The sequence below is a fragment of the Latilactobacillus sp. genome (assembly GCF_033176295.1).
GTDB lineage: Bacteria > Bacillota > Bacilli > Lactobacillales > Lactobacillaceae > Latilactobacillus > Latilactobacillus sakei.
Genome location: NZ_JAMQEX010000016.1, coordinates 15,014 through 41,647 on the forward strand (window position 1 = coordinate 15,014; position 26,634 = coordinate 41,647).

At 40.6% G+C, this 26,634-nt stretch carries 28 protein-coding genes and 1 pseudogene; 21 read left to right on the top strand and 8 right to left on the bottom strand.

Annotated features, from left to right (window positions below):
• Positions 1-19 precede the first annotated feature (19 nt).
• Entirely contained in the window at positions 20-784 is a 765-nt protein-coding gene (locus tag NDN60_RS08035; RefSeq protein WP_157771043.1) for a BglG family transcription antiterminator, read from the bottom strand.
• The gene (locus tag NDN60_RS08040) at positions 756-875 is read right to left on the bottom strand and encodes a CAT RNA binding domain-containing protein (RefSeq protein WP_099947606.1); all 120 of its coding nucleotides are present in this window, start codon (positions 873-875) and stop codon (positions 756-758) included. Before NDN60_RS08040 ends, NDN60_RS08035 begins: the two co-directional genes overlap by 29 nt.
• Before the next feature lie 252 nt (positions 876-1,127).
• On the opposite strand from NDN60_RS08040, the gene NDN60_RS08045 reads away from it, so the two are divergent.
• The 8 genes and pseudogenes from NDN60_RS08045 (at position 1,128) to NDN60_RS08080 (ending at position 8,254) form a co-directional block, all read left to right on the top strand.
• A complete protein-coding gene (locus tag NDN60_RS08045; protein ID WP_307722582.1) occupies positions 1,128-1,868 on the top strand; it encodes an MFS transporter in 741 nt (246 codons plus the stop codon).
• Positions 1,843-2,457 (top strand): MFS transporter, encoded by a 615-nt coding sequence (locus tag NDN60_RS08050; protein WP_307722583.1) that lies wholly within the window; start codon positions 1,843-1,845, stop codon positions 2,455-2,457. Before NDN60_RS08045 ends, NDN60_RS08050 begins: the two co-directional genes overlap by 26 nt.
• A pseudogene (locus NDN60_RS08055) lies at positions 2,457-3,055 on the top strand (NAD(P)H-binding protein). Before NDN60_RS08050 ends, NDN60_RS08055 begins: the two are co-directional and overlap by 1 nt.
• A gap of 14 nt (positions 3,056-3,069) precedes the next feature.
• On the top strand, positions 3,070-3,471 hold the full coding sequence (locus NDN60_RS08060; RefSeq protein WP_025016228.1) for a MerR family transcriptional regulator: 402 nt from the start codon (positions 3,070-3,072) through the stop codon (positions 3,469-3,471).
• 149 nt (positions 3,472-3,620) lie between these two features.
• Positions 3,621-4,154, top strand: coding sequence for a MarR family winged helix-turn-helix transcriptional regulator (locus NDN60_RS08065; protein WP_016264536.1), 534 nt, complete (start codon positions 3,621-3,623; stop codon positions 4,152-4,154).
• A 12-nt stretch (positions 4,155-4,166) separates the two neighbouring features.
• Positions 4,167-5,918, top strand: a complete 1,752-nt coding sequence (locus NDN60_RS08070) for an ABC transporter ATP-binding protein (protein ID WP_025016227.1) — start codon at positions 4,167-4,169, stop codon at positions 5,916-5,918.
• Between the two features lie 282 nt (positions 5,919-6,200).
• Positions 6,201-6,584: a cation:proton antiporter domain-containing protein gene (locus NDN60_RS08075; RefSeq protein ID WP_011373943.1), complete on the top strand. Its 384-nt coding sequence runs from the start codon at positions 6,201-6,203 to the stop codon at positions 6,582-6,584.
• On the top strand, positions 6,581-8,254 hold the full coding sequence (locus NDN60_RS08080; RefSeq protein WP_312845155.1) for a cation:proton antiporter: 1,674 nt from the start codon (positions 6,581-6,583) through the stop codon (positions 8,252-8,254). Before NDN60_RS08075 ends, NDN60_RS08080 begins: the two co-directional genes overlap by 4 nt.
• A 58-nt stretch (positions 8,255-8,312) precedes the next feature.
• On the opposite strand, the gene NDN60_RS08085 is transcribed toward NDN60_RS08080, so the two are convergent.
• Positions 8,313-10,007, bottom strand: a complete 1,695-nt coding sequence (locus NDN60_RS08085) for an oleate hydratase (RefSeq protein ID WP_011373945.1) — start codon at positions 10,005-10,007, stop codon at positions 8,313-8,315.
• Between the two features lie 40 nt (positions 10,008-10,047).
• Entirely contained in the window at positions 10,048-10,176 is a 129-nt protein-coding gene (locus tag NDN60_RS08090; RefSeq protein WP_011373946.1) for a hypothetical protein, read from the bottom strand.
• Between the two features lie 319 nt (positions 10,177-10,495).
• Between NDN60_RS08090 and NDN60_RS08095 the strand changes: the two genes are divergently transcribed.
• From NDN60_RS08095 to NDN60_RS08105, 3 genes are all read left to right on the top strand, one after another.
• Entirely contained in the window at positions 10,496-11,251 is a 756-nt protein-coding gene (locus NDN60_RS08095) for a helix-turn-helix transcriptional regulator (RefSeq protein ID WP_056947712.1), read from the top strand.
• Between the two features lie 91 nt (positions 11,252-11,342).
• Positions 11,343-12,203 (top strand): aldo/keto reductase, encoded by an 861-nt coding sequence (locus NDN60_RS08100; protein WP_011373948.1) that lies wholly within the window; start codon positions 11,343-11,345, stop codon positions 12,201-12,203.
• Between the two features lie 21 nt (positions 12,204-12,224).
• Positions 12,225-12,650, top strand: a complete 426-nt coding sequence (locus NDN60_RS08105) for a MerR family transcriptional regulator (protein WP_016264542.1) — start codon at positions 12,225-12,227, stop codon at positions 12,648-12,650.
• A gap of 54 nt (positions 12,651-12,704) precedes the next feature.
• Here NDN60_RS08105 and NDN60_RS08110 read toward each other — a convergent pair whose 3' ends face one another.
• Positions 12,705-13,223, bottom strand: coding sequence for a GNAT family N-acetyltransferase (locus tag NDN60_RS08110; RefSeq protein WP_016264543.1), 519 nt, complete (start codon positions 13,221-13,223; stop codon positions 12,705-12,707).
• A 19-nt stretch (positions 13,224-13,242) separates the two neighbouring features.
• Entirely contained in the window at positions 13,243-13,695 is a 453-nt protein-coding gene (locus tag NDN60_RS08115; RefSeq protein ID WP_016264544.1) for a MarR family winged helix-turn-helix transcriptional regulator, read from the bottom strand.
• 305 nt (positions 13,696-14,000) lie between these two features.
• Between NDN60_RS08115 and NDN60_RS08120 the strand changes: the two genes are divergently transcribed.
• The 7 genes from NDN60_RS08120 to NDN60_RS08150 all read left to right on the top strand — a co-directional run bounded on the left by NDN60_RS08120 (position 14,001) and on the right by NDN60_RS08150 (position 21,688).
• Positions 14,001-15,155 (top strand): CHAP domain-containing protein, encoded by a 1,155-nt coding sequence (locus NDN60_RS08120; protein WP_056936439.1) that lies wholly within the window; start codon positions 14,001-14,003, stop codon positions 15,153-15,155.
• Between the two features lie 187 nt (positions 15,156-15,342).
• Entirely contained in the window at positions 15,343-17,157 is a 1,815-nt protein-coding gene (locus NDN60_RS08125; RefSeq protein WP_056947707.1) for a glycerophosphodiester phosphodiesterase, read from the top strand.
• Positions 17,158-17,319: 162 nt separating this feature from the next.
• Complete coding sequence (locus tag NDN60_RS08130) at positions 17,320-17,991, top strand: YoaK family protein (RefSeq protein WP_099947607.1); 672 nt, start codon at positions 17,320-17,322, stop codon at positions 17,989-17,991.
• Positions 17,992-18,080: 89 nt separating this feature from the next.
• Positions 18,081-18,656: a PepSY domain-containing protein gene (locus NDN60_RS08135; RefSeq protein ID WP_099947223.1), complete on the top strand. Its 576-nt coding sequence runs from the start codon at positions 18,081-18,083 to the stop codon at positions 18,654-18,656.
• A gap of 154 nt (positions 18,657-18,810) precedes the next feature.
• Complete coding sequence (locus NDN60_RS08140) at positions 18,811-20,385, top strand: Nramp family divalent metal transporter (RefSeq protein ID WP_025016221.1); 1,575 nt, start codon at positions 18,811-18,813, stop codon at positions 20,383-20,385.
• Between the two features lie 17 nt (positions 20,386-20,402).
• Entirely contained in the window at positions 20,403-20,837 is a 435-nt protein-coding gene (locus NDN60_RS08145; protein WP_099947608.1) for a universal stress protein, read from the top strand.
• 110 nt (positions 20,838-20,947) lie between these two features.
• Positions 20,948-21,688: a class I SAM-dependent methyltransferase gene (locus tag NDN60_RS08150; RefSeq protein ID WP_099947224.1), complete on the top strand. Its 741-nt coding sequence runs from the start codon at positions 20,948-20,950 to the stop codon at positions 21,686-21,688.
• 14 nt (positions 21,689-21,702) lie between these two features.
• Here the strand turns inward: NDN60_RS08150 and NDN60_RS08155 are convergent, their stop codons facing one another.
• A complete protein-coding gene (locus tag NDN60_RS08155; RefSeq protein ID WP_076645174.1) occupies positions 21,703-22,767 on the bottom strand; it encodes a baeRF6 domain-containing protein in 1,065 nt (354 codons plus the stop codon).
• 152 nt (positions 22,768-22,919) lie between these two features.
• On the opposite strand from NDN60_RS08155, the gene NDN60_RS08160 reads away from it, so the two are divergent.
• The 3 genes from NDN60_RS08160 (at position 22,920) to uriH (ending at position 25,487) form a co-directional block, all read left to right on the top strand.
• Positions 22,920-23,708, top strand: a complete 789-nt coding sequence (locus NDN60_RS08160) for a hypothetical protein (protein ID WP_011373960.1) — start codon at positions 22,920-22,922, stop codon at positions 23,706-23,708.
• A gap of 86 nt (positions 23,709-23,794) precedes the next feature.
• On the top strand, positions 23,795-24,358 hold the full coding sequence (gene efp, locus NDN60_RS08165) for an elongation factor P (protein ID WP_016264554.1): 564 nt from the start codon (positions 23,795-23,797) through the stop codon (positions 24,356-24,358).
• A 193-nt stretch (positions 24,359-24,551) separates the two neighbouring features.
• The gene (uriH, locus tag NDN60_RS08170; protein ID WP_099947609.1) at positions 24,552-25,487 is read left to right on the top strand and encodes a uridine-preferring nucleoside hydrolase UriH; all 936 of its coding nucleotides are present in this window, start codon (positions 24,552-24,554) and stop codon (positions 25,485-25,487) included.
• On the opposite strand, the gene NDN60_RS08175 is transcribed toward uriH, so the two are convergent.
• A complete protein-coding gene (locus tag NDN60_RS08175) occupies positions 25,484-26,575 on the bottom strand; it encodes a PfkB family carbohydrate kinase (RefSeq protein ID WP_011373963.1) in 1,092 nt (363 codons plus the stop codon). The genes uriH and NDN60_RS08175 overlap by 4 nt on opposite strands.
• Between the last annotated feature and the right edge of the window lie 59 nt (positions 26,576-26,634).

Here is a 26,634-nt window from a genome sequence, read left to right on the forward strand (position 1 = left end):
GAATCAGTAACACACTATTTTATTCAGTTTGTTGATGCTGGGTGACACGCCAGATATGCAATAATAAGTAAACTTCTTCGTCGGATTGTAAGGCCCAATCCATCTCAAGTTTCAAAAATGCCGTAATTTGTTGGACAACTTGATACGCTTGTGGATAACGTGTGATCATCATAGCAAGTAGTGCCGGATCAAGTTGTGTGTCTGTTTCTTGCGTCTTTTTGAGACGTCGAATGATGAAGTAGCGAAGATGGGAGATGAAGCGACTGTAATTGAATGACTCTTCGTCTAGCACAATGCCGTAGTTTTTTTGGACGATACCAATGATGTTAGCGACCAACTTGGCCATGGTCATCGTGTCTTCGATTTCACTGTCGCCGTTTTTGATATTTACAAAATGATAAGTGAGGGGCACTGCTTCACCATCAGGTAGTTTGAAGCCTAATTTTTGATTGATCAGTTGAATAGTCTGCTGCGCAGTTTTATATTCAGTTGGAAATAAATTACGTAATTCCCAGAGTAATGATTGATCGTTTAACGTGACATGGGCGTTGATGCGTTTAACGGCGAATTGGAGATGGTCCGCTAGAATCAGATATTGGCGATCGTTAATCTTAGTATCTAATGCTGGCTCAACTAACGTAACGATTTCGGACATAATGGTTAGCATTTTTGCATTGATTTCTGTTAGTGCCTGAACTTGGGTTGCATCGAACCCCTTTGAACCGGTTGCGATAAAACGGCGTTCAATCTTTGATTCATCGACCAAGTCCAGGGTGTTTGCCAAAACCAACACCGTTGCCGATTACAATCCATTCAAGCGCTTGGCCGTCTTCAACGAGGGCAGCATTATTATTAAAATTTTTTTGAAATTTCATCTTACTCTCCTCTTTTTTGCACGGCAAGAAAAAGACCCACTAATTCAACACAGTCTATATGTGTGAAGAGATAGTAGGTCATGCCTGATCGAATCAGTAACACGCTATTTATATGATTACTATAAGCTATTTATGTAAACGTTATCAAATGATAAATTAATTAATTTAAAAATAGCCCTTGTCTTGAAGTGTACTTTAAGGTCTATACTTCATTTTGTTGATTAGAGATTAAACGAAATGGAAGTTATTAAAATGAAAAAGACAAACAAGAAGGTTATTTTAGCGATTATCCTCATCAGTTATTTTATGATTTTATTGGATAATTCAATTATTTTTACAGGGACGGTTAAAATTGCCGCCGAATTAAACTTAAGTCAAACAACATTATCGTGGGTCACAAATGCTTACTCACTAACGTTTGGTGGTTTGTTATTACTTGGCGGTAGTATTGGTGATATTATTGGCCGTAAGCGGGTTTTCATGATTGGACTGACAGTTTTCGCGGTAGGGTCATTATTAGTTGGCCTTGCCAATAGTGCGGTGATGATTATTTTAGCCCGGGCATTTCAAGGCATTGGTTCAGCAATCTTGGCACCAACGACTTTGGCACTCTTAATGGACAGTTTTTCAGGCGAAGCAAGAACACGCGCGATTGCGGCTTATGGTGACACAGCTGGTATTGGTGCTAGTATTGGGTTAGTTATTGGTGGTATTTTTGCCAGTCTACTATCTTGGCGGGACGGCTTTTTCATCAACGTACCGATTGCGATTATTATGATTGGTTTAACGGTTCTTTTCATACCAACCACTCAAGCCACACAAGCTAAGCGATTAGATTTAATCGGTGCACTGACGTCGATTATTGGGATGACGGCACTTGTTTATAGCCTAGTTGGCCAACAAGGTCGCTTACTAGCATTGTTAGTAGCAGTCGTTTATCTGGCAAGAAGCACGAACGAAACAACCAATGATGCCATTGCGCTTGTTTGCTGATCGCGAACGACTAGGGGGCTATATTGCGCGCTTCTTCTATCTGGGTGCAATGTTGAGTATGTGGTTTTTGACACCTCAAATTATGCAAACCCATTTAGGTTTTACGCCCCTTCAAGCAGGGATTGGCTTTTTCCCCTTAACGGTGGTTAATTTCATCGTTGCCTTGCAAGTTTCAAAATTAACAACGCGCTTTGGTAATACGAAATTACTAACCGTGGGGATTGCAAAGACCGCAATTGGGATGTGTGCCTTAGGCTTTTTCTCAGAGCAAGTTGGCTATGCGCTAGGTATCGCGGTTCCCATGATCTTGATGGGGATTGGACAAGGTTTAACACTCAGTCCATTAACGGTCGCCGGTGTTGCCAATACGTTACCTGCAGATGCTGGCGCAGCTTCGGGCGTGGTCAACATGGTCCATCAAATTGGGGGTTCAATCGGGATGTCGTTTATTGTGGCTGTTTCAGCGACTTTTAAAAACGGCCTAACAAGTTACCACGTGGCAATGGGGTTAGCGACCGTTCTCTTGATTGGTGCGTTGCTCGCGGTGATCGGCTTAATTTTACCAACACTTAAAAAGGAGTCTGAATGATGAAAAAAATCTTAATTATTGGTGCAACAGGTTCAATTGGTTCAGAAGTTACCGCACATTTATTAGACGAAACGGATGCGCAACTCACTTTATTAGCGCGCCACGTTAATCAGCCTAATCAAGAACGCGTCACGTGGGTTCAAGGAGACGCGACCAATCTCGTGCAACTCGAAAAAGTAATGCGTAATCAAGATGCTCTTTTTGTAGCGGTCAGTGGTCAATTGCCCCAAGTAGCCAAGGCAGTCGTGACACAACGATGACTAAATTGCAGATTCATAAACTGGTTTTCATTGCTTCTATGGGGATTTATAATGAAATTCCAGCTAGCATTGGTGCTTCGGGTAATCTGGCCTCTAATGGGATGTTGCAAGCCTATCGCAAAGCCGCGGATATTGTCACGGAGAGTACTTTGAATTATACTGTGGTTCGACCCGGTTGGTTTGATCAAGGTAGCCATGATTATGAAGTGACTGGCCGCAATGAACCTTTTGGCGGGCATGACGTTTCTCACTGGGCAATTGCTGATTTAGTCCGGCGGGTGCTTGAAGACGAGCAATTATATGCACGAACAAGTGTCGGCATTAACCGGCCACAATAAAGGAGTTACGTGAGATGAATATTAAAGAAGCGAGTCAACAAACAGGCGTTACCGCGACAACCATTCGTTATTATGAAAAAGAGGGCTTAATCCCAGCGATTGATCGCAACGATGTTGGCGTGCGAGCGATTGACGACCGAATTATTAGAAGAATTAATTTCGTAAAGACAATGCGTGCAGCCGGGATGAGTATCGAAGCGCTTAAGGAATATATTCGTTTATTTGATGCCCAAGAAGATAATACAGCTCAGCAGTTTAAACTGTTGAACGAACAAATCGCAATTATGGAAGAAAAGCGCGATGACCTTCAAACGGCAATTGACCATCTGCGTTGGAAGGTTGATCACTATGAAGATCATATGGCAGTCACAGAAGAAGAATTAAGAGAGGTTGAAAAAAATAGAGCTGATCAGTAATCACTGAAGTTGGGGCAGTTTATACTGTGCCAACTTTTTTTAAAATTAATTGTTAGGTTTTTGCTGACACAACCTAACTAACGCGTTAAACTAATTTTCGTTAGGTTAACCGATATCAAAACTAACTAATTATGAAAGCAGTGATCAATATGACAAATGAAACACAAGAAACCATGGCGTTATTCGCTAAACTCGTTCAATCGCGGTATTTTGTGGCATCGGCATGGATGACGGTCGGCAAAGAAAGACGGCGCGATTTTATGAATACGAAGGGTAAATCACGATTATTGAATTTATTGGCCGCTAAAGATGGGCTAACGAATGCTGAAATTACAGAATTACTAGATATTCGTCCTAGTTCAGTGAGCTTGCAAGTTAAGGCACTTGAAGAAGATGGCTATGTTACACGCCAAGCATCAGCAGCAGATAAACGCGTTTCCCTCATTTTCATTACGGATAAAGGACGGGACTCAATCGAAAAAGGTGATTTGGAAACTGATAAATTATCAGAAACAATTTTGGCTGGCTTAAGCGAATCTGAAATCAATGAATTACGAGTGATTTTAAGCAAAATTGCTAATAATGTACAACAAACACAGTTTGATTCAGCCTTTTTCGAATACGGGCACCATATGCGTCATCAAAATCACGGCGATTGGAATCGTTCACGATTCCCTTGGTAGGAGGTTGTTATTATGCAACAAATGAGAGTCGCACCATCTAAAAGTCAATTTAGTTTCAAAGATTTTCTAGGTTTAATTAAGAATACAAAACCTAAATATTGGCAGTTGTTCTTGGGTTTAGCATTAGGGCTAGTTGCAACTGGTGTTCAGTTAGCGGTTCCTAGTTACGCTAAACAATTGATCAATAGTTTTTCAAAACAATTTAATATTTACATGTTGATTGGGATTGTTGTTTTATTCATCTTGAGTGCGGTGATCAGTGCCGCTTCGGGATCGCTACTCGGTTTTTTCGGGGAGGATGTTATCCAGAAATTACGGAATAACATTTGGCATAAATTATTGCATCTTAGAGTGAGTTATTTTGATGACGTGAAGTCGGGCGAAATGACATCACGGTTGGTGAATGATTCAACTCAGATCAAAGATTTATTATCACGATCATTTCCCGGGTTAGTAACAGCCATTTTCACAATTGTGGGGGCATTCGCTATTATGCTCTTCATGGATTGGAAAATGACTTTAATCATGGCCTTTTCAGTGCCATTGGTTATGGCTGTGATGTTACCAATTGCGAAGAAGTCACATGCCATTGGCCACACCCGCCAAGATGAGTTAGCGCGTTTCAACGGCGAAACGGATGAAACATTGAGCGAAATCCGCTTAGTCAAATCATCAAATGCAGAACAACAAGCCAGCCAACAAGGGCAAACAGCTATTGGTAGCCTTTATAAGATTGGTTTACGGGAAGCCATTTATGATTCTGTTGCGGGTCCGATTATGACCGCGGTCATGATGGGCTTAATTGTTGGTATTTTGGCTTATGGGTCAGCGCGAGTTGCTCAAGGCACAATGACAATTGGCGCGATGTTCTCATTTTTAATGTACTTATTCCAATTAATGGGGCCAGCCGCAACACTAGGGCAATTCTTTACAACGCTCTCAAAGGCTAGTGGTTCGACAGAACGGATTCAAGAATTGATGCAAGAATCTGAAGAAGATTTTGATCATGGAACGGCGGTAGATGTCGAAGGTCAAACATTGAAAGTTGAATCAGTTGATTTTGGTTATGAAGATGATCAAACGATTTTACATGATTTATCATTTGAAGCGAAACCTAATACGGTAGTCGCTTTTGCAGGCCCTTCCGGTGGCGGAAAATCGACAATCTTCAGCTTATTAGAACGGTATTACGAACCAAATCAGGGTGCAATCAAGATTGGCGAAACGTCAATTAACGATGTTTCCTTAGCGGATTGGCGGAAACAAATCGGTTTCGTCAGTCAGGATTCAGCTATTATGGCGGGGACAATTCGAGATAACTTAACTTATGGGTTAACCGGCGAATACGCAGACGCACAATTATGGGCTGTATTGCAGTTAGCTTTTGCTGAAAAGTTTGTGCGTGAGATGCCTGAGGGTCTTGATACAGAAGTCGGTACTCGGGGTGTTAAAGTTTCGGGTGGTCAACGGCAAAGATTGGCAATTGCGCGGGCCTTTTTACGCGATCCTAAGATTTTGATGTTGGATGAAGCGACCGCTAGTCTAGATTCCGAATCAGAAGCAATGGTCCAAAAAGCTTTGGAAACCTTGATGGAAGGTCGAACGACCCTCGTCATTGCGCACCGTTTAAGTACAATTGTTGATGCAGATCAAATTTACTTCATTGAAAATGGGCACGTTTCAGGTGCTGGTAAACATCAAGAATTAGTCGCCAACCATGAACTCTATAGAGAATATGTGGAGACACAATTCAATCAAGACTAGAGTGCGTCATTGACGGTTAACTTCTGAGCATTAGCACAATGACGTGAATGAACGATAGCCTCGTTCGTTTGCGGCATAGCGCTAAGCGGAAGAAGTTGTTAATGAAAGCACGTTAAAAAAAGCGTGCGTCATTAACTGATTATCTTAGGCTCTTTCAAAAACAGAGTAGCGTCCGAATCAATTGGACACTACTCTGTTTTTTGTTTTAAGTTATAATAGTAGATAAGAGCAACAATTTAGTGCATAATATATCAATATTTGTTAGCTATTGGAGATTATAAGATGAATGAATTTTACCTAGTGGCGCTACTGTTAGTCGGCGTCATCGTGGTCAACGTGGTCAAGCAACTTGTACCACGGATACCAGAAGCCTTTTTATTAATTGCGATGGGCTGGGGCCTATCGTTTATGCCAGTGTTCCACAACTTTCAATTGGAACCTGAATTTTTCATGTTACTGATTATTGCACCGTTGATGTTTATCGATGGGCAAAAGCAATCGTTTGCCAATATTCGTAAAAGATTCCGAGGGATTTTCCTACTCTCGGTTGTCTTAGCCGGTGTCACAGCAGCAGTAGTTGGCGTTATGACTAAGCAAATTGAGGCCCGGCGCTTGCGCTGGCCGCAATCGTCACACCAACCGATGCAGTCGCGGTCAAATCAATGACCGGTAACAATGATATGCCAAAGGGTGTCGGTGAAGCACTCGAACTTGAATCGCTATTTAATGATGCGACCGGGTTAGTGATGCTGGACCTTGCTTTGTCAGTGCTCTCAAAAGGGACGTTCTCGGTTGTTGAAGGGATTGGTCATTTCCTATTCGTAGCTGTTGGTGGGGTCTTATTGGTAATGCTTCGCTTTAACTTGAATCGACATGGTAAAAATCCGGAATTAACGACGATTCCGATTAGTTTATTGACGCCATTTGCGATTTACTTATTAGCAGAACATTTTGGCGTTTCCGGAATCTTAGCGGTGGTCGCAACCGGGATTGAACATAACTGGGAAGCTGATCGTTTACGATTAACATCAACTAACGTTCAACTCACTTCACGAACAATTTGGAATATTCTAGCGGATATTCTCAATGACTTTGTTTTCTTAATTTTAGGGATTTCGTTACCAGAAGTTGCTCGAAATGTGACGCAAATGGGTTGGCAGGGTGCTGCCGCCTTATTAGGGGTCAGTGTTTTAGTCTACGTTGTCATGTGGATTGTGCGCTATGTTTGGGCATTACGTGGGGATAGTGCTTCAATTTCAGCTTTCTTTGGTGATCGAAAAAGTGATGAGCGGCCATTTTTTGCCCGGTTATTCGCAGTCAGTGGGATTCACGGTACAGTGACGTTAGCGATGGCCTTTTCACTACCGAATAAGATTGCAGGGCACGCCTTTCCATATCGGGACGAATTAATTGCGATCGCGACTTTCGTTATTTTAATCAGTATGGTGGTCAGCTCGATTGTGTTGCCACGTATGTTGCCACAAAAAACGGAAGCTTATACAATGGCCGATTTGGATCATATCCGCAATAAGATGGTCGATTACGTTATTTTACAAATGCGTTCTCAAATTGAAGATCATGCCGTTCGCGAAGCACTAACGGATCAGCTCCAATCACAAAAGAGCAATCGATTAACAGTGGATCGCGCGGAGTCGACGGCAAATTATAATGCGTTGTTGAGTGAGACTAAGGAAGTGGTGGATAACTTCCTTCATTGCGAGGACGTTAATAATCGTTATAGTCCAGAAATCGTTAATATTTATGACAAAATATTACGACGCGTACTGGTCGAACCAAAACGTAATCACTTTACCTTGCGAATGAAACATTCTATTAAGCATTGGAAAAAGGAAGTATTGTGGCATACAAGTCATCGCGTGATTACGCATGAACAACAACGCCGTTTCCGGGATGCGCGAATTGCCGAAAACCCTGAATTGTCAGAACAGATTAAACAACGCGAAGTGATGCGGGATGATTTATTAGCACTTAATAATGAAGTGACAGATACGATTGATCATTATCTCGATACGGTTCTAGAAAATCGCTTGAAGCAAAAGCATAGCGATAATGATTTCGTTTATCTGGTTCGTCGTACGATGAATCATTTCTGTGCGCACATCAAACATGATTATCAAAAGAGTGCGGCAACAGTGCCAGATATCTTATACGTTCAAGCATTCCAACATGAGTATGATTTCGTGCAACAAGGCATCAATGCTGGTTATATTAACCAATCAATTGCTGGTGTGTTGTATACCGAAATTAATCAAGCACAGTTATTACAACTGCAACAATTCCAAGAAACAGAAGAGATGGCGTTGATTGAAGCTTAATCAATAGTAACTCAAAAGAGCCGTTCAGATTAAAATCTGAACGGCTCTTTTTTTATAATTATTCAAACATTTTCTTAGTAGCGCGCATCAATGTCTTGATATCACGATCGTAACGTGGTGTGTCGACTAATTTCGCCATTGGAATCCCAGCAAAGTGGTAAGCCGCAATTTCGCCAGAACGAACGGCACTTTGTTCAGTAAAAATCATCTGATAAGGTTGTTCAACAAATTCACCAGTGAAGGCTAAGTTGGTTGAATGTTCAGGGATGACCTCTGGACGATCTGTCTTGGCACGATTGTTGAAGAGTGCTGAAGCATATGGCATGTAAACAGGAATGTTATTGATGATACTGTCCATAATTTCAGCTTCCTTTTCGCGGATATTGATTGGGCCAGGATCGACCTTAGCTAATTGACCAATCAATTCTTGTAACATTTCCTTACCAGTCATTTCGATGTAAGGCTTGTCCACAAATTCACCGCTCCGACGTGGATAGAGGAAGTAACCCCAGATAACCGCTTCGTTTGGTTTTTGAGTTGTGAAGTGAGGTTGATGGTGAACAACAATCGACATATTAACATCTTTTTGACCAAGTGGTGTGATTGGTTTCGTTGATAGGAATGAGTTTAAGGCATTCCCTGGAATTTGAGTGGTAATGCGTTCGATTTCGTTTAATAAAATATGGTTTTTAGTCGTTAAAGTAAAGCTGACCCATTCACTGGCATTGCGGTCAGCGAAGAATTTATCGGCATTACCGAGGTTGTAGAATTTAGAAGCAATTTGTTTCCACAAACCGGCAGCAGCACCGTAATCCATATTTTCAGGAGCTGGTGTGTTGTAATCACCAAGTGTTGCAGAATCAGTGATTGAACCGTTCGTGAAGATAACAGCAGTATCGTCATCAACCGTGATGTGTTCAACTTCATCTGTTTCAGTATTGGTCATCGTCATACCAGTAACCGTGATTTCATCGGTCATCTGAGTCTCTTTAAAGTCTAAATCAGTGATTCGACGGTTGAGAATAATGCGGCAACCTTGATCTTTTAAGTAGTTAATAAGAGGTAACATGATGCTTTCGTATTGATTGTAACGTGTCCGGTTAACACCGACTAAGTGTTCAATCTGTGTGAATTCATAAATCATTTGGTGCATATACCGGCGTAATTCTTGTGCGGAACTTTGTGTTCTGAAAGCAAAGGTTGTTTCCCACATGTACCAGAAGTTAGTTTGGAACATATGTGGATCATCTTTGAAGTATTCGGCAATTGAAACATTGTCTAGTTTTTCTTCTTCAGAGTCGGGCATCATAATTAATTTGGTCATTAATAACCGATCTTTATTATTGAAGCCGAGGTGGCCAGCATCTAAAATACCTTTGCTACCTTCCAATAAACGCGCTTTGTCGAACGTGCGGTGTTGCGCGTCGAATGAACGGGTATCTTCTTCGGCCGTCATATTAGGTTCAGTTGCTGAAGGAATCCGATCTAAAAGATCCATTAAATCGACGTAAGTCCGGTAATTAAGCATCCGGCCACCACGGGCAACGTAACCTTTAGTATTTTCTAGTGGATGATTCTTGTTCCAGTATTCATCGGTTGTTTCGGAAACAGGTGCACCATCGTTTGAACCATGGTCATCTAATGAGTAGAATGTAATAGCATCACCAGACCAACCGCCTTCTTGAATTAAATAGACTGCTGCGGCCATGTTTGAAAGGCCAGCGCCAATCATGATTGCTTTTTTCTTGATCATATGAAAAACCTCCTAGATTCAGTTTAGAAATTACTAGCGATTAACGACTTTCAAACTTTTCGTAATCAACTGAATCATCTCTAAATAGTTCCATTTTTTTAGCAACTAAGCAAGCACCGGTGACTGTGATCCCTGCAAGTACAAGACTGCCTAATAAGAATTTCTTCATGATATTCGCTCCCTTCCATTAACTACCTTGGATATCTATATTATACTGCGAATTGAAAAAAACAAAAAGGTAAAACCCTTACAGAAATGCTGATAAGGATTTAATAAGAACAAATGCCCTATTAAATAAGGGAAAAGGGGACTAATTAAGTTTAGGTTAAGTCGCTGTTAATTATTTCCTGGGAAATGAAAGGTTTGTCAAAATAAAGCGCCAAATAAGGATGCTAGAGAATGTCGCGCGTTTATTGAAGCGGGGTGTGGGATAATAGCTAGGCAATCAATGGTTATTAAATGATACTCGTAGTGACAGGAGGAATAGTATGAACATTGGTCACCAAATCAAACAAAATAGATTGAAACGAGAATGGACCCAAGAATACTTAGCCCAGCTGTTGAATGTATCACGTTCAACAGTTTCGAGTTGGGAAGTTGGGCGAAACTACCCCGATTTAGAAACGATTGTGGCGATTAGTGATTTATTTGCTATTTCTCTTGATAAATTATTACGGGAGGACAGTGTCATGACCAAAGAAGTTTCGAAACGGATGCACATGAACAAGTATTATAAAATCGTCTTGACGATGATTGCAGTTATTTTATTAGGATTGGTGATTAGTAACCGACGTTTAAACCAATTGGAACAACGGTATCGGGAGAATTTAACGCATTACGGCTGGCATCTTGATAAAGATACCAGTCCATATGCCAACAATAGTGCGTATGAACTTAAGACGGAGGATACGACCTATTACACTTATATCCTACCAACTGGTTATAATCCAATTCCGTTGGAAGAACGTAAGGTGAATATTATCACGCGACGAAATGGACACGTTGTTGATGTTTTAGATAGTCAGCATATTACCGTCGTCTTTTCGAAGTCAAATGATGCCAAACTAAAGTATCAAGGTAGTGTTCAAGTTAATCTAGCAGGTGAATTGATTGCTGATCAACCACGGTTAACGGGTGCTAAGAAGGCGTATTTTAAAGCGTATTTAAAGCAACACCAAAAGACTTATCAAGCATTAATTCAAAATAGTCTTCAGAAGAAACAAGAGATCATTACTAAACGGTAGTTAATTTAAATTTAACGGGTAAAAATGCTTGACCTCAAGTCAGCTTGAGGTTGTAAAGTAGTCTTATCGATTAGAAAAAGGAGACTTTTAAATGCAAAAATTATCTGCCTTAACGGCCCCAATGGCCTTAAGCAACGGTGTTACAATTCCAGGATTAGGTTATGGCACATACCAAACACCTAACGAAGAAACGAAAAAAGCGGTCTTAGAAGCTTTATCAGTTGGCTATCGCCATATCGATACAGCTGCCGTTTATGGTAACGAACAAGGTGTCGGGGATGCTTTGAAAGAAAGTGATATTGCTCGTGAAGACATCTTTGTGACAAGTAAGTTATGGAATACGGAACGTGGCTATGACGCTACTAAGGCTGCATTTGCGAAAACAATTGCGACATTAGGTGTTGATTATTTAGATTTATATTTGATTCATTGGCCAGCAAATACCAAACAATTTGGAGCTAAAGCGGCCGAATTAAACGCTGAAACTTGGCGGGCGATGGAAGATCTATATAATGAAGGCAAAATTCGTGCAATTGGTGTTTCTAACTTTATGCCCCATCATTTAGATGAACTCATGAAGACTGCTGTAATCAAACCAATGGTTGATCAAATTGAAGTGCATCCAGGCTGGCCACAAGCAGAAGCTGTGCGTTATAATCAAGCGCATGACATTTTAGTTGAAGCTTGGGCACCACTTGGTGAAGCAAGTGCTCTTTCTAATGAAACGATTGCGGCAATTGCGACGAAGCACGGTAAAACAGCAGCGCAAGTTTGTCTTCGTTGGGGGATTCAACAAGGTGTGTTACCATTACCTAAGTCAACCCATCAAGAACGTATGGCGCAAAATACTGACATCTTTGATTTTGAACTAACAGATGCTGAAATGACCCAAATTAGTGCTTTGGAAAACTTAGGCGGTCAATGCATGGTGCCAGATGAGGTTGATTTTTAATCAAGCGCAAGGAAGGTTAATATGGCATTATCAATTGGCGAAGTCGCTCAACAGTATGATTTAAGCATTCCGACACTACGGTATTATGAAGAACAAGGACTGCTACCGTTTATTAAACGCAGCCCCGCTGGTCGGCGTGAATTCCGGCAAGCTGATTTGGATTGTTTATGTGATATTGAATGTTTGAAAAAAACGGGCATGCAGTTGAAAGACATTAAGCAATATATCGATTGGCGAACCGCGGGCGATGAAACATTGGACCAACGCTTGGCACTGATTCAACAACGGCGACAAATGTTGGCTAGTGAGATTGAATCATTGCAAGCAGAATTGACAAAACTAGATCATAAAGAGTGGTATTACACTAAAGCAAGTGAGGCTGGGACAGAGGCTATTTTTACAGCGGATTGTGATACGGAATACGAACGCGCTCATCAGAATAAGTAGTCAAAAAGAGGCGACCTTGATAGGTCGCCTCTTTTTGTTAACAGATAACCAATATTAATGAAGGTTTAAATCCTTTTGCATAATCAAATCGCGTTGCGCATCGTCACCGAGTTGGAAGATATGACCGCCAATTTGCTTAAAGCCTAACTTGGTATAAAAGGCGAGTGCGGCAGTGTTGTGTTCCCAAACGCCGAGCCAAATATGGGCTTTATGGGCCTCTTGCGCCATTTTGATGGCGTATTCGATGAGTTGTGTGCCAAGACCAAGTCGTTTAAATGTTGGTAGGATATAGATGCGTTCAACTTCCATTGAATCAGGATTAGGATTTTCGGTTTGGGCATCGTTACTGTTTAATTTAAGGTATCCCGCGATATTGCCGTTGTGTTTAATAAAGTAGAAGGCTGAATTAGGATTAGCGATTTCTGAACTAAGTTGCGTATCACTGTAGGCAGATTCTAGATAGTCAGCTAAATCCTGCTCTGAATTATCAGCACCAAAAGTATCGGTGAAGGTTTGAATACTGATTGTTTGTAATGCTTTAAGTTGTTTTGAGGTAACTTTTTCAATTGACATGGTAAAACTCCTTTATGGTTTAATAGGGCCGCTGTTGCCCTTTTTTGACTTGTTCCCAGTCGGCGGCAACGTTGGTGCTGACTTTGGTTAATAGTTCGTGTAATACCTGGGTTTCCGCTGTTGTTAGGCCTTGCAGCGCTACCTGATTGGAATAATCGTTCTCCCGTTTAATCTCGGGATAGATGGCTTGGCCGGCTGGGGTTAAATAGAGATGTTTGATTTTGAGATTGGTCTCATCAGCTTGGCGGGTAATTAACCCGGCACGGCTTAATTTTTGAATGGCACGAGTGACAGTAGCGCGGTCAACCTTAATCAGTTCGACCAGGCGCTCTTGAATGATGCCTGGATTTTCCGCAATGCGAACGAGATAGAGATACTGGCCACGGGTTAAATCGAATTTTTTGAATTCAATATTAGCAATCGAATCTAGTGAGCGAGCGATGACGCCAATCGGTCTTAAAATATCTTTCACAATAATGCCTCCCTCTTGTTGAATAGTAGTATAAAATATTTTTATTGTAAATGCAACATAAATTAAAAACAAATTATTAGGGTAATTTGGTGGTCAATGCTAGAATAATGGAGCTGACAGCTATTTTTTAATTTAAAATAGACGAGATTTTTTTAAATAAAAGGATTATAGTGTTGATAGATAACATTGTGGGCAATTGATTCTTGTTAAATTAAGTTAATGGTTAAGTCATTGAATTGTAACAAAAATCTCTATATAATATGGGTATAATTAGATAACGGGCTTAAATAATAGGAGAAAATAAAATGACATTCAAAAAATCGATTATTAGTGCAGTGACAGTAAGTTTGGTAGGGGTAACAATTGCATCAACGCAACCGGCCTTTGCGAGCTCTTCAGCCGCAGCTAAAGAAGCCATTCAAAAAAATCAAGATGACGCGAAAGCGCTGTTAAAACAGATTGCTGCCGCTAACGAAGAGGGCATTAAGCTAGATCAACAAATTAAAGATAATTCTGCCAAAATTGCAACTCAAGAAGCTGTAATTAAAGAAGCAACTGATGAAATTGATAATCTTTCGACTAAGATTGACGCAGCTAAGGAAGAAGTGGCTAAGCGGACAACTGTGTTGGAAGGCCAATTAATCTCACTTCAAAAGACAAGTGGCGACGCTGTTAGTGGCAACGTCTATGTGGATTTTATTCTAAATTCAGACAACCTAACGGATTTGGTGGCCCGGACATTTACCGTTAATAAGTTAAACGAAGCAAGTAAAGAAGCGTTGGCAGATGTTAATGAATCTAAAGCGAAGTTAACCGATTTGAAGGATAACCAAGAAAAAGCTAAAGCTAAACTTGAAGCTGACAAAGCTGATTTAGAAAAGCAAAAAACAAACTTGTTAGACTTAAAGGACAAGGCAACTAAGAATCAAAATGACTTAACGAAAAAAATTAACGATAATAAAAAAGCATTAACTGCTTTGAAAGCGGATTATGACAAAGCAAACAAGGCAGAAACTGAAAAAGAACTCAAGGAATTAGCTGCCTCAGCTGCTGAAGGTGAAAAGGGAACGGATAGTTCGGTTGGCGAAGGTAAAAAAGCAACGAGTTCAGCGGGTAATGCTTACGCTTGGGGACAATGTACTTGGTATGTTAAAGCTGTTGCGCCATGGGCTGGTAATAGTTGGGGCAATGGGAACCAATGGGGCGCTTCGGCTGCAGCCGCTGGTTTTACAGTTGATCATAATCCAGCTGCCGGCACAATTATTAGCTTTGCTGCTGGCCAAAAAGTTGGTTCATGGGCAGCAGATCCTTCATATGGGCATGTTGCCTACGTCCAATCATATGATGCGGATAAGAACACTGTTACAATCTCACAAGGTGGCTTAGGCTTTGGTAGTCCTGCTGGTCCTAATACACAAACCGTTTCTAACGCGAGATCATTAACTTATATTCATAAATAATTTAATATTAAAAAAAGATGGTCCCTCTATTATCGGCGGATCATCTTTTATTTTGCAACGCAATGTTTCACGTGAGACATTGCTAATAAGCGCTAGATTGAAGAATGGTACTTTGAATCTGGTATACTGGTTCTAATAATAATTAAGGTGACAAACTAAAATGAGTGGTTTTTGGGGAGGTTAAGGCTTGCGACGATTGTTTAGGTTCTTAAAAGCGAATTTTCAGGCATTCGGACGGCATTGGAGCGTCTATGTATTATTGGTTGTGAGTATCAATCTTGTTTTGACGAGTTTAATTGTGCCGGGACTGACGTGGGGGGTAAACCGTTTATTAGTGGTTAATGGGATTGGATATCTGACCTACACGAACTTCGTTTCAGTATTGACTAAACACCCGCTCGTTTTAATTAGCTTGGTTTTGCTGGTGCTGTTGATTTGCGGGTTAGTCTATATTCAAATGGCTTTTTTATTCCGGCAAATCAAACGAATTCAGGAACAGACGCCAGCATCACAGTGGCAGCTTTTAAAACAATCCGGGCATGACTTATTGACTCTGAAGCCCTTAACAATGCTGATTATGATTGGTTATTTTCTGCTGATTCTACCGTTTGGGCAGATTATTTTTAAATCTGTTTTACTAAATAAAGTTACCATCCCAGCATTTATCATTCAGGATATGTGGACCACACCTAAGATTTGGGGTCCCATCATTTTGGTTTACACGTTAGCATTGATTCTGTCGATTCGCTTAATCACTTTTTTACCGGAGACAATCTTCAATAAAAAATTATCGACAACTCGACTCTTGCAAAAATGTTGGCAAACGACGAGAGGTCGGTTTTGGCGTCTATTAATTAAGGTTGGGGTTCTAGCAATTGCAATTACGCTAGTCGGAGTTTTAAGTCAACTACTATTCTTTAATCTACAACGATATTACGATCAAAATTTACCGCATTATGCACTCTTGTTAGCAATTTTAAATCTTTTTATCCTAGAAATTATCAGTCAGATATTGTTAGCGATGAGTATTGTGATGATTTTACAACTGATCTTAAAACAGGCAGGTTATCTGGTGCCGAGTGAAACACGCGTTAAAGTGATTTTAAAACAGCGGTCACTGAGAATACGAATGCGTCAAGGCGCAGCGATGTTATTGTTGATTTTAGTTGCCGCTGGTGTCGCCTTATACGATTATGCTTATTTAGAAGGTGCGATGGATAACAGACCAGCTTTGATTTCCCACCGGGGTGTTGATGACGGCAATGGCGTTCAAAATACGATTCCGGCCCTCCAAAAAACAGCGCGTGAAAAACCAGACTATGTGGAAATGGATATTCAAGAGACGAAGGATCATCAATTCGTCGTGATGCACGATAACAATCTCGAAGAATTAGCCGGAGTTAATCGGACCGTTCATGAGTTAACACTAGCCGAATTGACGGCATTAACGGTTCGCGAGAATGGTTATTCAGCAAAAATACCAAGTTTCGACCAGTATCTGACTGCTGCGGAAAAGGCGCACCAACGATTATTGGTTGAAATCAAAGTTTCGCCTCAAGATAGCCCACAGATGATGACTAACTTTATCAAACGTTACCAGCAACGGCTATTGAAAAATGGCGATCGTATCCATTCGTTGAGCTATCCAGTCGTAGCGGCATTGAAGAAACAAGCACCGCGCTTATTTGTTAGTTTTATCTTGCCGTATAACATCAGTTTTCCAGAAACGCCGGCCAATGCCTATACGATGGAAGCCACAACCTTGAACACGGCCTTTATTGATCAAGCACATGCCAAGAAACAAGCGGTTTATGCATGGACGGTGAACGATTCTGATGTGATGCAACGCTTGTTATTAACCGAGGTCGACGGTATTATCACGGATAACTTGAGTGATTTAAAAGCCGTGGTCGCTGAAAATAATGATCATCCCAGTTATGCGACAAGACTCCTAATTTATTCCAGTCAGTTAGCTGGTTTCAGTGGCGAATCTGAAAATTAAAGCAGGATAAAAAGGCAGTCTAAATACGTTTAGACCGCCTTTTTTGAGAGATTTCTCATTGAGAGCGTTTTTGTTTTGGAAATTTGAATGAAGTAGTAGACGACCTTCATATTTTCCGATAAAGTTAATACTTATAGTTAATTTGAGGAGTCGAACGAATTCATGACAGATAAAATGGCAACAAGTGACAAAGTACTATACGGTGGGTTATTAGCTGCCGCAGGGGGCTTTGACTCCTATACCTTTTTAGTGTACGGACAAGTCTTTGCCGGCTTACAAACGGGGAACCTAATTTTGTTGGGGACGCACATTGGTCAAATGAAATGGTCGGTATTAATCCAGCATATTACGCCCATTTTGGCCTTTATGTTAGGGACGATTTTAACGCGGGTTGTGCAACATCATTTCAAGGAGGCCGATTCCATTAACAAACGGCAACGGTTAATCCTAGGGGTTGAAATTGCCGTTTTAACGGTGATTGCAGGGATCTCGCCATATATTCCAGACTTGTTGGCGAGCGCATCAGTGTCGATGATTGCCGCCGCACAATTACAAGAATTCCGGGAATTAAATGGGGGACCATTCACCTCATTGATGATGACCGGGAACGTCCGGACACTCGCAGAAAGTTTATACGATGGCATTTTTAAAAAGAATGCCCAAGCGCTTGAGAAAGCTTGGGAAATTCTAAGAATCATTATTAGCTTTACATTAGGTGCAGTGATGACCGGCCTTTGTGTCTCATTACTGGGCGAACGGACCATTATTTTATCAGCCGTCTTTTTACTCGTGACGTTGTTAATTTTACAGGTGAATCCCCATAAAAAAATCTAATCAAGTGGTTTGTCGCGAAAGTGGCAAACCATTTTTTTGATTAGTAAAATGTTATAATTAAGTATACTAAAGTAAAGCGAGGTTTGATCATGAAAAAATCCCCCCTACTTATCGGTTTATTAACCATAGCGTTGCTAGCGGGTTGCTCAAATCAACAAGCTAAGCAAACAGCGTCAACTAAAAAAGCGACCACGGTTAAGCAACAAACACCAACTAAGCTCCAACCGAAAGTGAGTCTTGAAAAGGCACGTGAGTTGTTTAAACAGCAGTATCCAAACGCGGATATTTCAGAATTGCAGCTAAAAAAGCAACTGAACAAAACAGTTTATCGCTTGACTGGTTTGAGCGATACTGAAGAACTCGCAATGCAGATTGATAGTCAAACAGGTGATATTAGCCATTTAACGAAAGAAACCTTAGATACCGATGAACAAAACGGTGTCGCCCGTCAAAAAGAACGATTCGATTTTAAATCGTTAATGACGCTTGAAGCTGCTCAGAAAAAAGCCCAACACTATTTTGGCGGCGATGTCTTGGAAGCAACGCTTGAAAAAGATGATGGCGTTGTTTATTGGGAAATTGAAGGGCGACAAAAGCACCAAAAGATGCAGGTGAAGATCGATGCCACGACTGGTGAAGTGATCGATACTGAGTTAGATGATTAAAGATTAATAACGGGCAGTCTCCTTTAGTGGGGGCTGCTTTTTTAATGTGGTTAAGCATAATAAAAAGTTAGGCTTTGCTAACTTTTTATTTACTTTGAATTAAATCGGTGTACAATAAACGTGTTACAAGGAATAAAAAAAGGGAGTGTGTGTGATGAATAAAGTTAAGGGACCCAAAAAGCATAAGTTGATTGAATATGCTAACGGGCCATCTCTGGAAGAAATTAATGGGACAGTTGAAGTACCTGAGGGTAAAACATTTTGGAAAACGTTGTTGGCCTATTCAGGACCGGGTGCATTAGTGGCAGTGGGGTATATGGATCCAGGTAATTGGTCAACCTCAATTACAGGTGGGCAGAGTTTCCAATACCTGTTGATGTCCGTGATTTTGGTGTCTAGTTTAATCGCGATGTTGTTACAATATATGGCGGCTAAGTTAGGCATTGTAACTCAAATGGACTTGGCGCAAGCTATCAGAGCACGAACCAGTAAATCGTTGGGGATTGTGTTATGGATTTTAACGGAATTAGCCATTATGGCGACCGATATTGCCGAAGTGATTGGGGCGGCAATTGCGCTGTACTTACTGTTTAATATTCCGTTAGTGATTGCGGTCTTTATTACGATTTTAGATGTCATGCTATTATTATTATTAACAAAAGTTGGTTTTAGAAAAATTGAAGCAATTGTTGTGGCGTTAATCGTCGTGATTTTTGTTGTCTTTGCTTATGAAGTTGCGCTATCAAATCCTGATTGGGCAGGGGTAATTGTTGGGTTAGTACCAACTGCTAAAACATTCGCCACGACACCAAATGTTGGCGGGATGTCACCACTAACAGGTGCGCTAGGGATTATCGGTGCCACAGTGATGCCGCATAACCTCTATCTCCATTCTGCCATTTCACAAACGCGGAAGATTGATCGCAACAACGAAGAACAAGTTGCGCAAACTGTTCGGTTTTCAACATGGGATTCAAATATTCAATTGACGATGGCCTTTTTCGTTAACGCACTCTTGTTAATCATGGGTGTTGCCGTCTTCAAAACGGGTGCGGTCAAAGATCCGTCATTCTTCGGATTATTTGAAGCTTTATCTGATACATCAACAATGAGCAACGGGATTCTAGCGAGCGTTGCGCGGACCGGGATTCTATCAACTTTATTCGCAGTGGCCTTGTTAGCTTCTGGTCAAAATTCAACCATTACAGGGACTTTAACTGGTCAAGTGATTATGGAAGGTTTCGTTCATTTACGGATGCCACTTTGGTTACGGCGGTTAGTAACGCGCTTGTTATCAGTGATTCCCGTATTAATTTGTGTCATGATGACCAGCAACAAGCCACCATTGGAAGAACATCAAGCTTTGAATACGTTAATGAATAATTCCCAAGTTTTCCTAGCTTTTGCCTTACCATTTTCAATGTTACCACTATTGATGTTTACCGATAGTCGGGTTGAAATGGGTGATCGGTTCAAAAACTCACTCGTGATTCGCGTGTTGGGTTGGTTATCCGTCATTGGTTTAACTTACTTAAATATGTTGGGCTTACCGGGTCAAATCGAAGCGTTCTTCGGCGATCAGGCAACAGCGGCCCAATTAGCATTAGCGGATAAAATCGCCTATGTTTTAATTGCAGCTGTTTTAGCCCTATTGGTCTGGATGATTGTTGAATTATATAAAGGTAATCAACGATTTGAACAGCAACTCGCGGCTCAAGCTGCGGAATAACTTGAGGAGGGGTTAAGATGTCAATTTTAAATATGAGACGGGTATTAGTCGGCGTGGATGATTCAGCAGATGCGCTATTAGCCTTTGAATATGCGATTAAACGGGCCGTTAAGGATGATTTAGAATTAGTCATTGTATCGGTGCTAGAAAATGATGAGTTGAATGTCTACCAGGCTTTGAATAAAGATTATATCCACGGTCAATATAATGATTTGGAAAAACATGCTTTAGATTATCAGGAACAAGCGCGGGCTGAAGGGGTCAAAAACGTCAGAGCAGTAATCGCTGAAGGGGAACCAGGCGAAGCGATTATTAAAGAGGTGATTCCAAAGGTCCAACCCGATTTATTGATTATCGGCTCAAAAGCCAAAGAAGGCATCGCAAAATATTTTGGGAGCCAAGCAGCCTATATGGCTAAATACGCACCGGTACCGGTATTGGTAGTGCGTTAACAGAACACGAAAAAAAGGCGTTGAGACAAAGTAACATGGTCTCAACGCCTTTTTAGGGCCTAATTATGGTAAGCTAAATGCAATTATATAGAAGGAAGTGGAATAAGCGCATGGATGAAGTGGCTGAATTTTGGGATAATTTTGCGGCGGAATACTATCAAATTCAAAAGGAATCGCAAGTGCCGATTGTGACCGATATTGAAAGATTTTTAACAGAACAGCGCTTGTTGCCAACCAATTCGGTTGTCGATTTAGGCGGTGGTAGCGGCAGGTATCTACCAATACTCGCGCAAAATAGTCAACAATACACAATTGTGGATATCTCAGAACAGATGTTGCGTTATGCACAGGTGGAAAACCAAGCGCTATCGGAGCCGCGATCAGTGACTTATCAACAACAATCGGTGGCCGATTTTTGCCAACAAACCCCAGATCAAAGTTATGATTTAGTGTGGATGGCACTCAACCCGGCGGTAACGGCGGACGAAACACTACTCAACATTACGCAAAAAAGTCGGCAGTGGTGTGGTCTTTTACGGCTAACGCAGAATAGCGATGATTTATTTGCGCCACTGGAACAACACTTTGGGATTGCTGAAGAAAACCCCAATATCGAGCCAACGATTATCCCGGCGGTGGCTAAACTGTTAACAAGTGCTGGCTATCAAGTTCGGCAACAAAAGTTTCAATATCAAACAACCGAGACTTTCGACCGGGCATTTTTAGAAGCTTATTATGCGGAAGTACCGCAAGTATTGCTAAAGGCTTATTTGGACCGATTATTCATCAACAAAAAAACACGTGCCAGTACGACAACGCTTGAATATACGTTGTTGTATTGGCACGTGTAAAGGGAGGACATTGATTAGAAGCCAAGTGCAATTAAGCCAGTTGGCAGGTTTTCAACCGGTACGGGATAAAGCGCAAGACCGGTTTTAACCGCGGCCACCAGCAAGCTGTTGAGGACTGGTATCTGATCAGCGCTAATGGTTGGAGATGGCGTTAGTGCGGTGGGCACAATTAGTGCGGTCAATTGCCGGTTGTTGATCCGCGATAAAATAATATCGGGATTCCCCAATTCAGGATCGCTGTGGTAAGTGTTAGTTGCTCGCTCTGCTAAAGCAAGAGCTTCTTGACGTAAGCTGTGACGGCCATCTTTTAGTAAGGTGGTTAGTAATTCATCATCCGTCAACGATTCTGGAGAGGTCTGAATGGTTTGGTCTAATTGGTAATTCACGTTTGTTGCGAGTTCTTTGAAGAGATTGAGATTACCAGGTAAGGTCACCACATAAATAGGGGCCTTTTGTGGGAGTAGTTCGGTGAGATAGCGATCAATTACGCGGAAATAGTTGGTTTGATCGATGAGTTGTTCATTATCCTTGACCACGTAACTGTGGGTTGGACTTGAGAAGCCTTGGACCACTTCACCTTTACGGTCAGTCCCAATGCCTTTTTCAATCGTTGTTGGCGCATCAGCTGGTAATGGGTAGTCGCGAATCACGTTTTGTTGAATGGTTTTAAGACTGAAGCTCGTTTTGTTGAGGTTTAAAATCGTGCCATTTAAACTGAGGGCCAGTTCGGAACTTAATGGCCGTAAATCTGGATGCGCATCAATCGTAAAGTATTCGCTATTAATTGGATAATGCAAAATGAGATGGTAGCATTTATTCTCAGTAATATAGAAGGCAATTGATTGCACATGAGCGAGTTCTTGGGGGGCAATCGATAAGCAGGCTTCAACTTGTTTTAAAAGGCCTGCTTGATCGGGATGATTGGCAAGTAGTTGGTCACGAATCTGTTTAGCATAACTATTCAGTTTTATTTTGTTGGCGCTAAGTGCTTGACCACCTGTATCTAAGTTAATGAATAATGAAACAACAGGCTGACTTGAATCTGTGAGTAACTGCGTTAAACTATCTGGATATAACATAGAAACACCTCCATTTGATTAGTTCAAGCGTATCATATTGAAAAGAAGCAGAGAAGGAAAGTGCTTTCTTTAATTTATGGCGTTTACTTTTAGCGCCTTTGAGTGGGGGATTATGCTAAAATATAGGTAGCTTAATAAGGGAGGATACACGCATGAAGAAACAAACGGCAACAGTTACACCAACCGCAATCAGTAAAAGCATTAGAACGCGTTTTTTTGTTTTACAAATGGTGGTCATTCTCGTTCTCGGAAGTGTCACCGCTAAAATCGTAAGTGGTTTTAACCCGTTAATGACGGATTCGGAAATTCTTAATAAGACAATCTTGATGGCCTTAGGCTCAACGGTGGTCGCATTGATTATCTGGTATGTTTCATATAAATTAATTGCTTTCCAGATTAAACGCCAAGTTATGGATAAGGAACTTGAAGATCGCTATACTTTTAATTTATCTCATGCTGCTAGCAGTTTAAGCTTACACATTGTTTATTTTATCAGTATTGTCGTGATTGTCTGGTTAATGATGAGTGCGCAAAGTGTTCGGGCTGATTTAGACGGGCTGAACCTATTTAAGACGGATCAACCAACCGTTAAACTCGTTGACCAACATAGTATGAAACAGATTAATCGCTTCTATAAGAAGACAGATAATCAGTCAGTTCAATATTTAGGGAGTCAGCAAGACCGTGCTTATTTCAAAGTAGATCAAGCAACCATCAGTTTGCCACTTTCTAAAGTTCAATTTAATGGTCAAGATCAAGGAAAAGTTAAAAATCCATTGAAGATTGAAACTTATCAATTAAAACAACCGGCTAACAAAAAATATTTAAAACCAACTATTTATCTGAGTCAAAAAGGCTTGCCAACGGTGCCAGTGACGAAGATGTATCAGCACTACACGCCAAAATCAAGTGAAACTGTTCAAAAATTAGATATTGAGTAAATTAAACTACCAGATTAGCTAGATTAAACGGCTTTCATTTGGTAAAGTTATAAGTGAGTACTTTTTTAACAAAGGAGATTAATAATATGATTGAAGCAGTAAATCTTAGAGCAGGTATGACGTTTGAACAAGACGGCAAATTAATTAAAGTTTTGGAAGCAAATCACCACAAACCAGGTAAGGGTAATACTGTTATGCGTGTGAAATTGCGTGACTTACGGACTGGTTCAATTGTTGAAACAACAATGCGCCCAGAAGTTAAAGTTGAACAAGCAATGATTGACACTAAAGATGTTCAATATTTATATACACAAGATAACGTGGCTTTCTTCATGGATCTTGAAACATATGAACAATATGAAATTCAAACTTCAGCCATTGAAGCAGAATTGAAATACCTATTAGAAAACATGAACTGCAAGATTCAATTCTTCGGTTCAGAAGTCATCGGTGTTACGTTACCAACAACTGTTAACTTACGCGTTGTTGAAACACAACCTTCTATTAAAGGGGCAACAGTTACAGGTTCTGGTAAACCAGCAACAATGGAAACAGGCTTAGTGGTTAGTGTGCCTGATTTCATCAGTGCTGATGAAGTCTTAGAAATTAACACCCAAGAAGGCACATACGTTAAACGTGCAGCAAAATAATAAAGTTTTTTAATTAATGTTTAATGCAAAACAGTTCACCAATTTTGGTGAGCTGTTTTTTAGATGCTTGTTATTAATTGCTTGTGATTTAGCTGATTTTTTATTAGGAAATCCAATAGTGATTTGACAAGTAAGCGCTTCACCGTTATAGTGATAATGTAAACGATAGTTATTTAAAGTGGAGGTATTAATAATGACGAAGAAAATAATTCTCGATTGTGATCCTGGGCATGATGACGCAGTCGCAATGATGCTTGCTCACGGGAATCCTGAAATCGATTTGCTAGCGGTTACGACAGTTGCTGCTAATCAAACGTTAACTAAGGTAACACGCAATGCATTAGCTGTTGCGACAATGATTGGTATGCATGATGTGCCAATTGCCGCTGGGTGTTCACGCCCCTTGATTGAAGAAATTAAGGTTGCAGCAGATATCCACGGTGAATCTGGACTAGACGGCGTTGTTTTGCCAAAACCCACTGTCGAACTTGAAAAAATTCATGCAGTCGATTTAATCATCGATTTAATTATGAGTCATCCAGCTAAAACAATTACGTTGGTGCCAACTGGTGCTTTAACGAATATTGCGATGGCAGCACGCAAAGAACCTAAGATTATCGACCGGGTTAAAGAAGTAGTCCTCATGGGTGGCGGTTACCACGAAGCTAATGCGAGTTCTGTTGCTGAATTTAATATTAAGTTTGATCCTGAAGCCGCTAAGATTGTCTTCAATGCGGGCTGGCAAGTCACGATGGTTGGCCTAGACTTAACCCATCAAGCCTTAGCGACACCTGATATTGTGTCAGAAATTAAGGCCATCCATACTGAAACATCGGCATTTGTTGTCGATCTATTGGCCTTCTTCCGCGATATGTACAAGAAGGGCCAAAACTTCGATGCTCCTCCAGTTCATGATCCATGTGCGGTAGCCTATGTGATTGATCCAACCGTCATGACTACTAAAAAAGTCCCAGTTGATATTGAACTCAACGGGACATTGACGCGCGGGATGACTGTCGCTGATTTCAGCTATCCAATCCCTGAAGATTGCCAAACATCAGTCGCTGTTAAATTAGACCATGCTAAATTCTGGGGTCTAGTTGAAGATGCGTTGCGGACGATTGGCTAACTTTCTAAGTAACGGGTTACGGTTTTAAGAAGATAATCTTTTGACAATAACGGGTTAACGCTTTTGGCGCTTTCCATACAAATTAGGGCAGCGGTGTAAGCGATCTGTGTTGTTTTTTCCCAACCTAGGTTGTTTAAGCGGCTATCAACTACTGCGGCTGTTAACGCGGCACTGGCGCCATTATTGTTAACACGCTTGATTGGAATACCAGCGATTAATTTAGTGTTTCGATTATCAATATAAAATAATCCAGTATGAGGCATTAGAACATAAATATGTTCTATGCCTTTTTTTAGTAGCTTTTTGGCACTTTTTTCAGCAGTTTTAGCATCAGTCACAGATGAGTTAGTTAGCATTGCAAGTTCTTTATCAGTTGTCATTAATGTATCTATTTTAGAAAGTACGTTTTGTAATTTATAACTTTTATTGAGTGAAACAGTTTTAACAAAAATAGGTACTTTGCAATTGTCAAATAGCCAGTCGATTGTCTTTTCAGGTAGGTTAGTATCAATAATACAGTAAGCGGAAGTATTGATTGTGGCTAGTCGTTCACTAAGGAAATCGGGCGTGATATCGTCATAAATTCCCATGTCATCGACACCTACATTCAGGGTGCCATCTGGATCATTGACGTAAAGATAAGAAGATGTACTTTTATCAGGTATTTTTTTTGAATGCTGGATAGCGAGATGATTTTTTTGAGCATCTTCTTCAAATTTTTGCCCATTCAGATCATCACCATAAACCGTAATAAAATAATTTGGAACTGCAAGTTTTGTTAAATTATGGGCAATATTATAACCAGCTCCACCTAAAGAAAAAGTGATATGCCCAGGATTAGAATTTTGTTGAATAAGTGTTGTATCGGTTAATCCTAGGATATCAATATTAACGCCACCAATAACGGTTACAAAATTTGGCTCGTTAATAATATAACCTTTGCCGGCAATGTAACCTTTTTTGGTGAGGTTAAAAATATGGGCAGCGACGCCAGATCTTGTTAAACCGAATTTATCGGCCAGTTCTTGTTGTGAAATTAATGGATTTTCTTTAATTATTTTTAAAATTTCTTCTTCGCGTTTTGTCATGCTAATCCAGTCCCCATCTAATTAGTAAGTAGCTTAAGTATAGGTTATTAACTACTGTA

Coding starts and splice junctions, on each gene's coding strand:
- NDN60_RS08040 (WP_099947606.1), bottom strand. CDS start 875: ATGAAATTTCAAAAAAATTTTAATAATAATGCTGCCCTCGTTGAAGAC.
- NDN60_RS08045 (WP_307722582.1), top strand. CDS start 1,128: ATGAAAAAGACAAACAAGAAGGTTATTTTAGCGATTATCCTCATCAGT.
- NDN60_RS08050 (WP_307722583.1), top strand. CDS start 1,843: ATGATGCCATTGCGCTTGTTTGCTGATCGCGAACGACTAGGGGGCTAT.
- NDN60_RS08060 (WP_025016228.1), top strand. CDS start 3,070: ATGAATATTAAAGAAGCGAGTCAACAAACAGGCGTTACCGCGACAACC.
- NDN60_RS08065 (WP_016264536.1), top strand. CDS start 3,621: ATGACAAATGAAACACAAGAAACCATGGCGTTATTCGCTAAACTCGTT.
- NDN60_RS08070 (WP_025016227.1), top strand. CDS start 4,167: ATGCAACAAATGAGAGTCGCACCATCTAAAAGTCAATTTAGTTTCAAA.
- NDN60_RS08075 (WP_011373943.1), top strand. CDS start 6,201: ATGAATGAATTTTACCTAGTGGCGCTACTGTTAGTCGGCGTCATCGTG.
- NDN60_RS08080 (WP_312845155.1), top strand. CDS start 6,581: ATGACCGGTAACAATGATATGCCAAAGGGTGTCGGTGAAGCACTCGAA.
- NDN60_RS08085 (WP_011373945.1), bottom strand. CDS start 10,007: ATGATCAAGAAAAAAGCAATCATGATTGGCGCTGGCCTTTCAAACATG.
- NDN60_RS08090 (WP_011373946.1), bottom strand. CDS start 10,176: ATGAAGAAATTCTTATTAGGCAGTCTTGTACTTGCAGGGATCACAGTC.
- NDN60_RS08095 (WP_056947712.1), top strand. CDS start 10,496: ATGAACATTGGTCACCAAATCAAACAAAATAGATTGAAACGAGAATGG.
- NDN60_RS08100 (WP_011373948.1), top strand. CDS start 11,343: ATGCAAAAATTATCTGCCTTAACGGCCCCAATGGCCTTAAGCAACGGT.
- NDN60_RS08105 (WP_016264542.1), top strand. CDS start 12,225: ATGGCATTATCAATTGGCGAAGTCGCTCAACAGTATGATTTAAGCATT.
- NDN60_RS08110 (WP_016264543.1), bottom strand. CDS start 13,223: ATGTCAATTGAAAAAGTTACCTCAAAACAACTTAAAGCATTACAAACA.
- NDN60_RS08120 (WP_056936439.1), top strand. CDS start 14,001: ATGACATTCAAAAAATCGATTATTAGTGCAGTGACAGTAAGTTTGGTA.
- NDN60_RS08130 (WP_099947607.1), top strand. CDS start 17,320: ATGACAGATAAAATGGCAACAAGTGACAAAGTACTATACGGTGGGTTA.
- NDN60_RS08135 (WP_099947223.1), top strand. CDS start 18,081: ATGAAAAAATCCCCCCTACTTATCGGTTTATTAACCATAGCGTTGCTA.
- NDN60_RS08140 (WP_025016221.1), top strand. CDS start 18,811: ATGAATAAAGTTAAGGGACCCAAAAAGCATAAGTTGATTGAATATGCT.
- NDN60_RS08145 (WP_099947608.1), top strand. CDS start 20,403: ATGTCAATTTTAAATATGAGACGGGTATTAGTCGGCGTGGATGATTCA.
- NDN60_RS08150 (WP_099947224.1), top strand. CDS start 20,948: ATGGATGAAGTGGCTGAATTTTGGGATAATTTTGCGGCGGAATACTAT.
- NDN60_RS08155 (WP_076645174.1), bottom strand. CDS start 22,767: ATGTTATATCCAGATAGTTTAACGCAGTTACTCACAGATTCAAGTCAG.
- NDN60_RS08160 (WP_011373960.1), top strand. CDS start 22,920: ATGAAGAAACAAACGGCAACAGTTACACCAACCGCAATCAGTAAAAGC.
- efp (WP_016264554.1), top strand. CDS start 23,795: ATGATTGAAGCAGTAAATCTTAGAGCAGGTATGACGTTTGAACAAGAC.
- uriH (WP_099947609.1), top strand. CDS start 24,552: ATGACGAAGAAAATAATTCTCGATTGTGATCCTGGGCATGATGACGCA.
- NDN60_RS08175 (WP_011373963.1), bottom strand. CDS start 26,575: ATGACAAAACGCGAAGAAGAAATTTTAAAAATAATTAAAGAAAATCCA.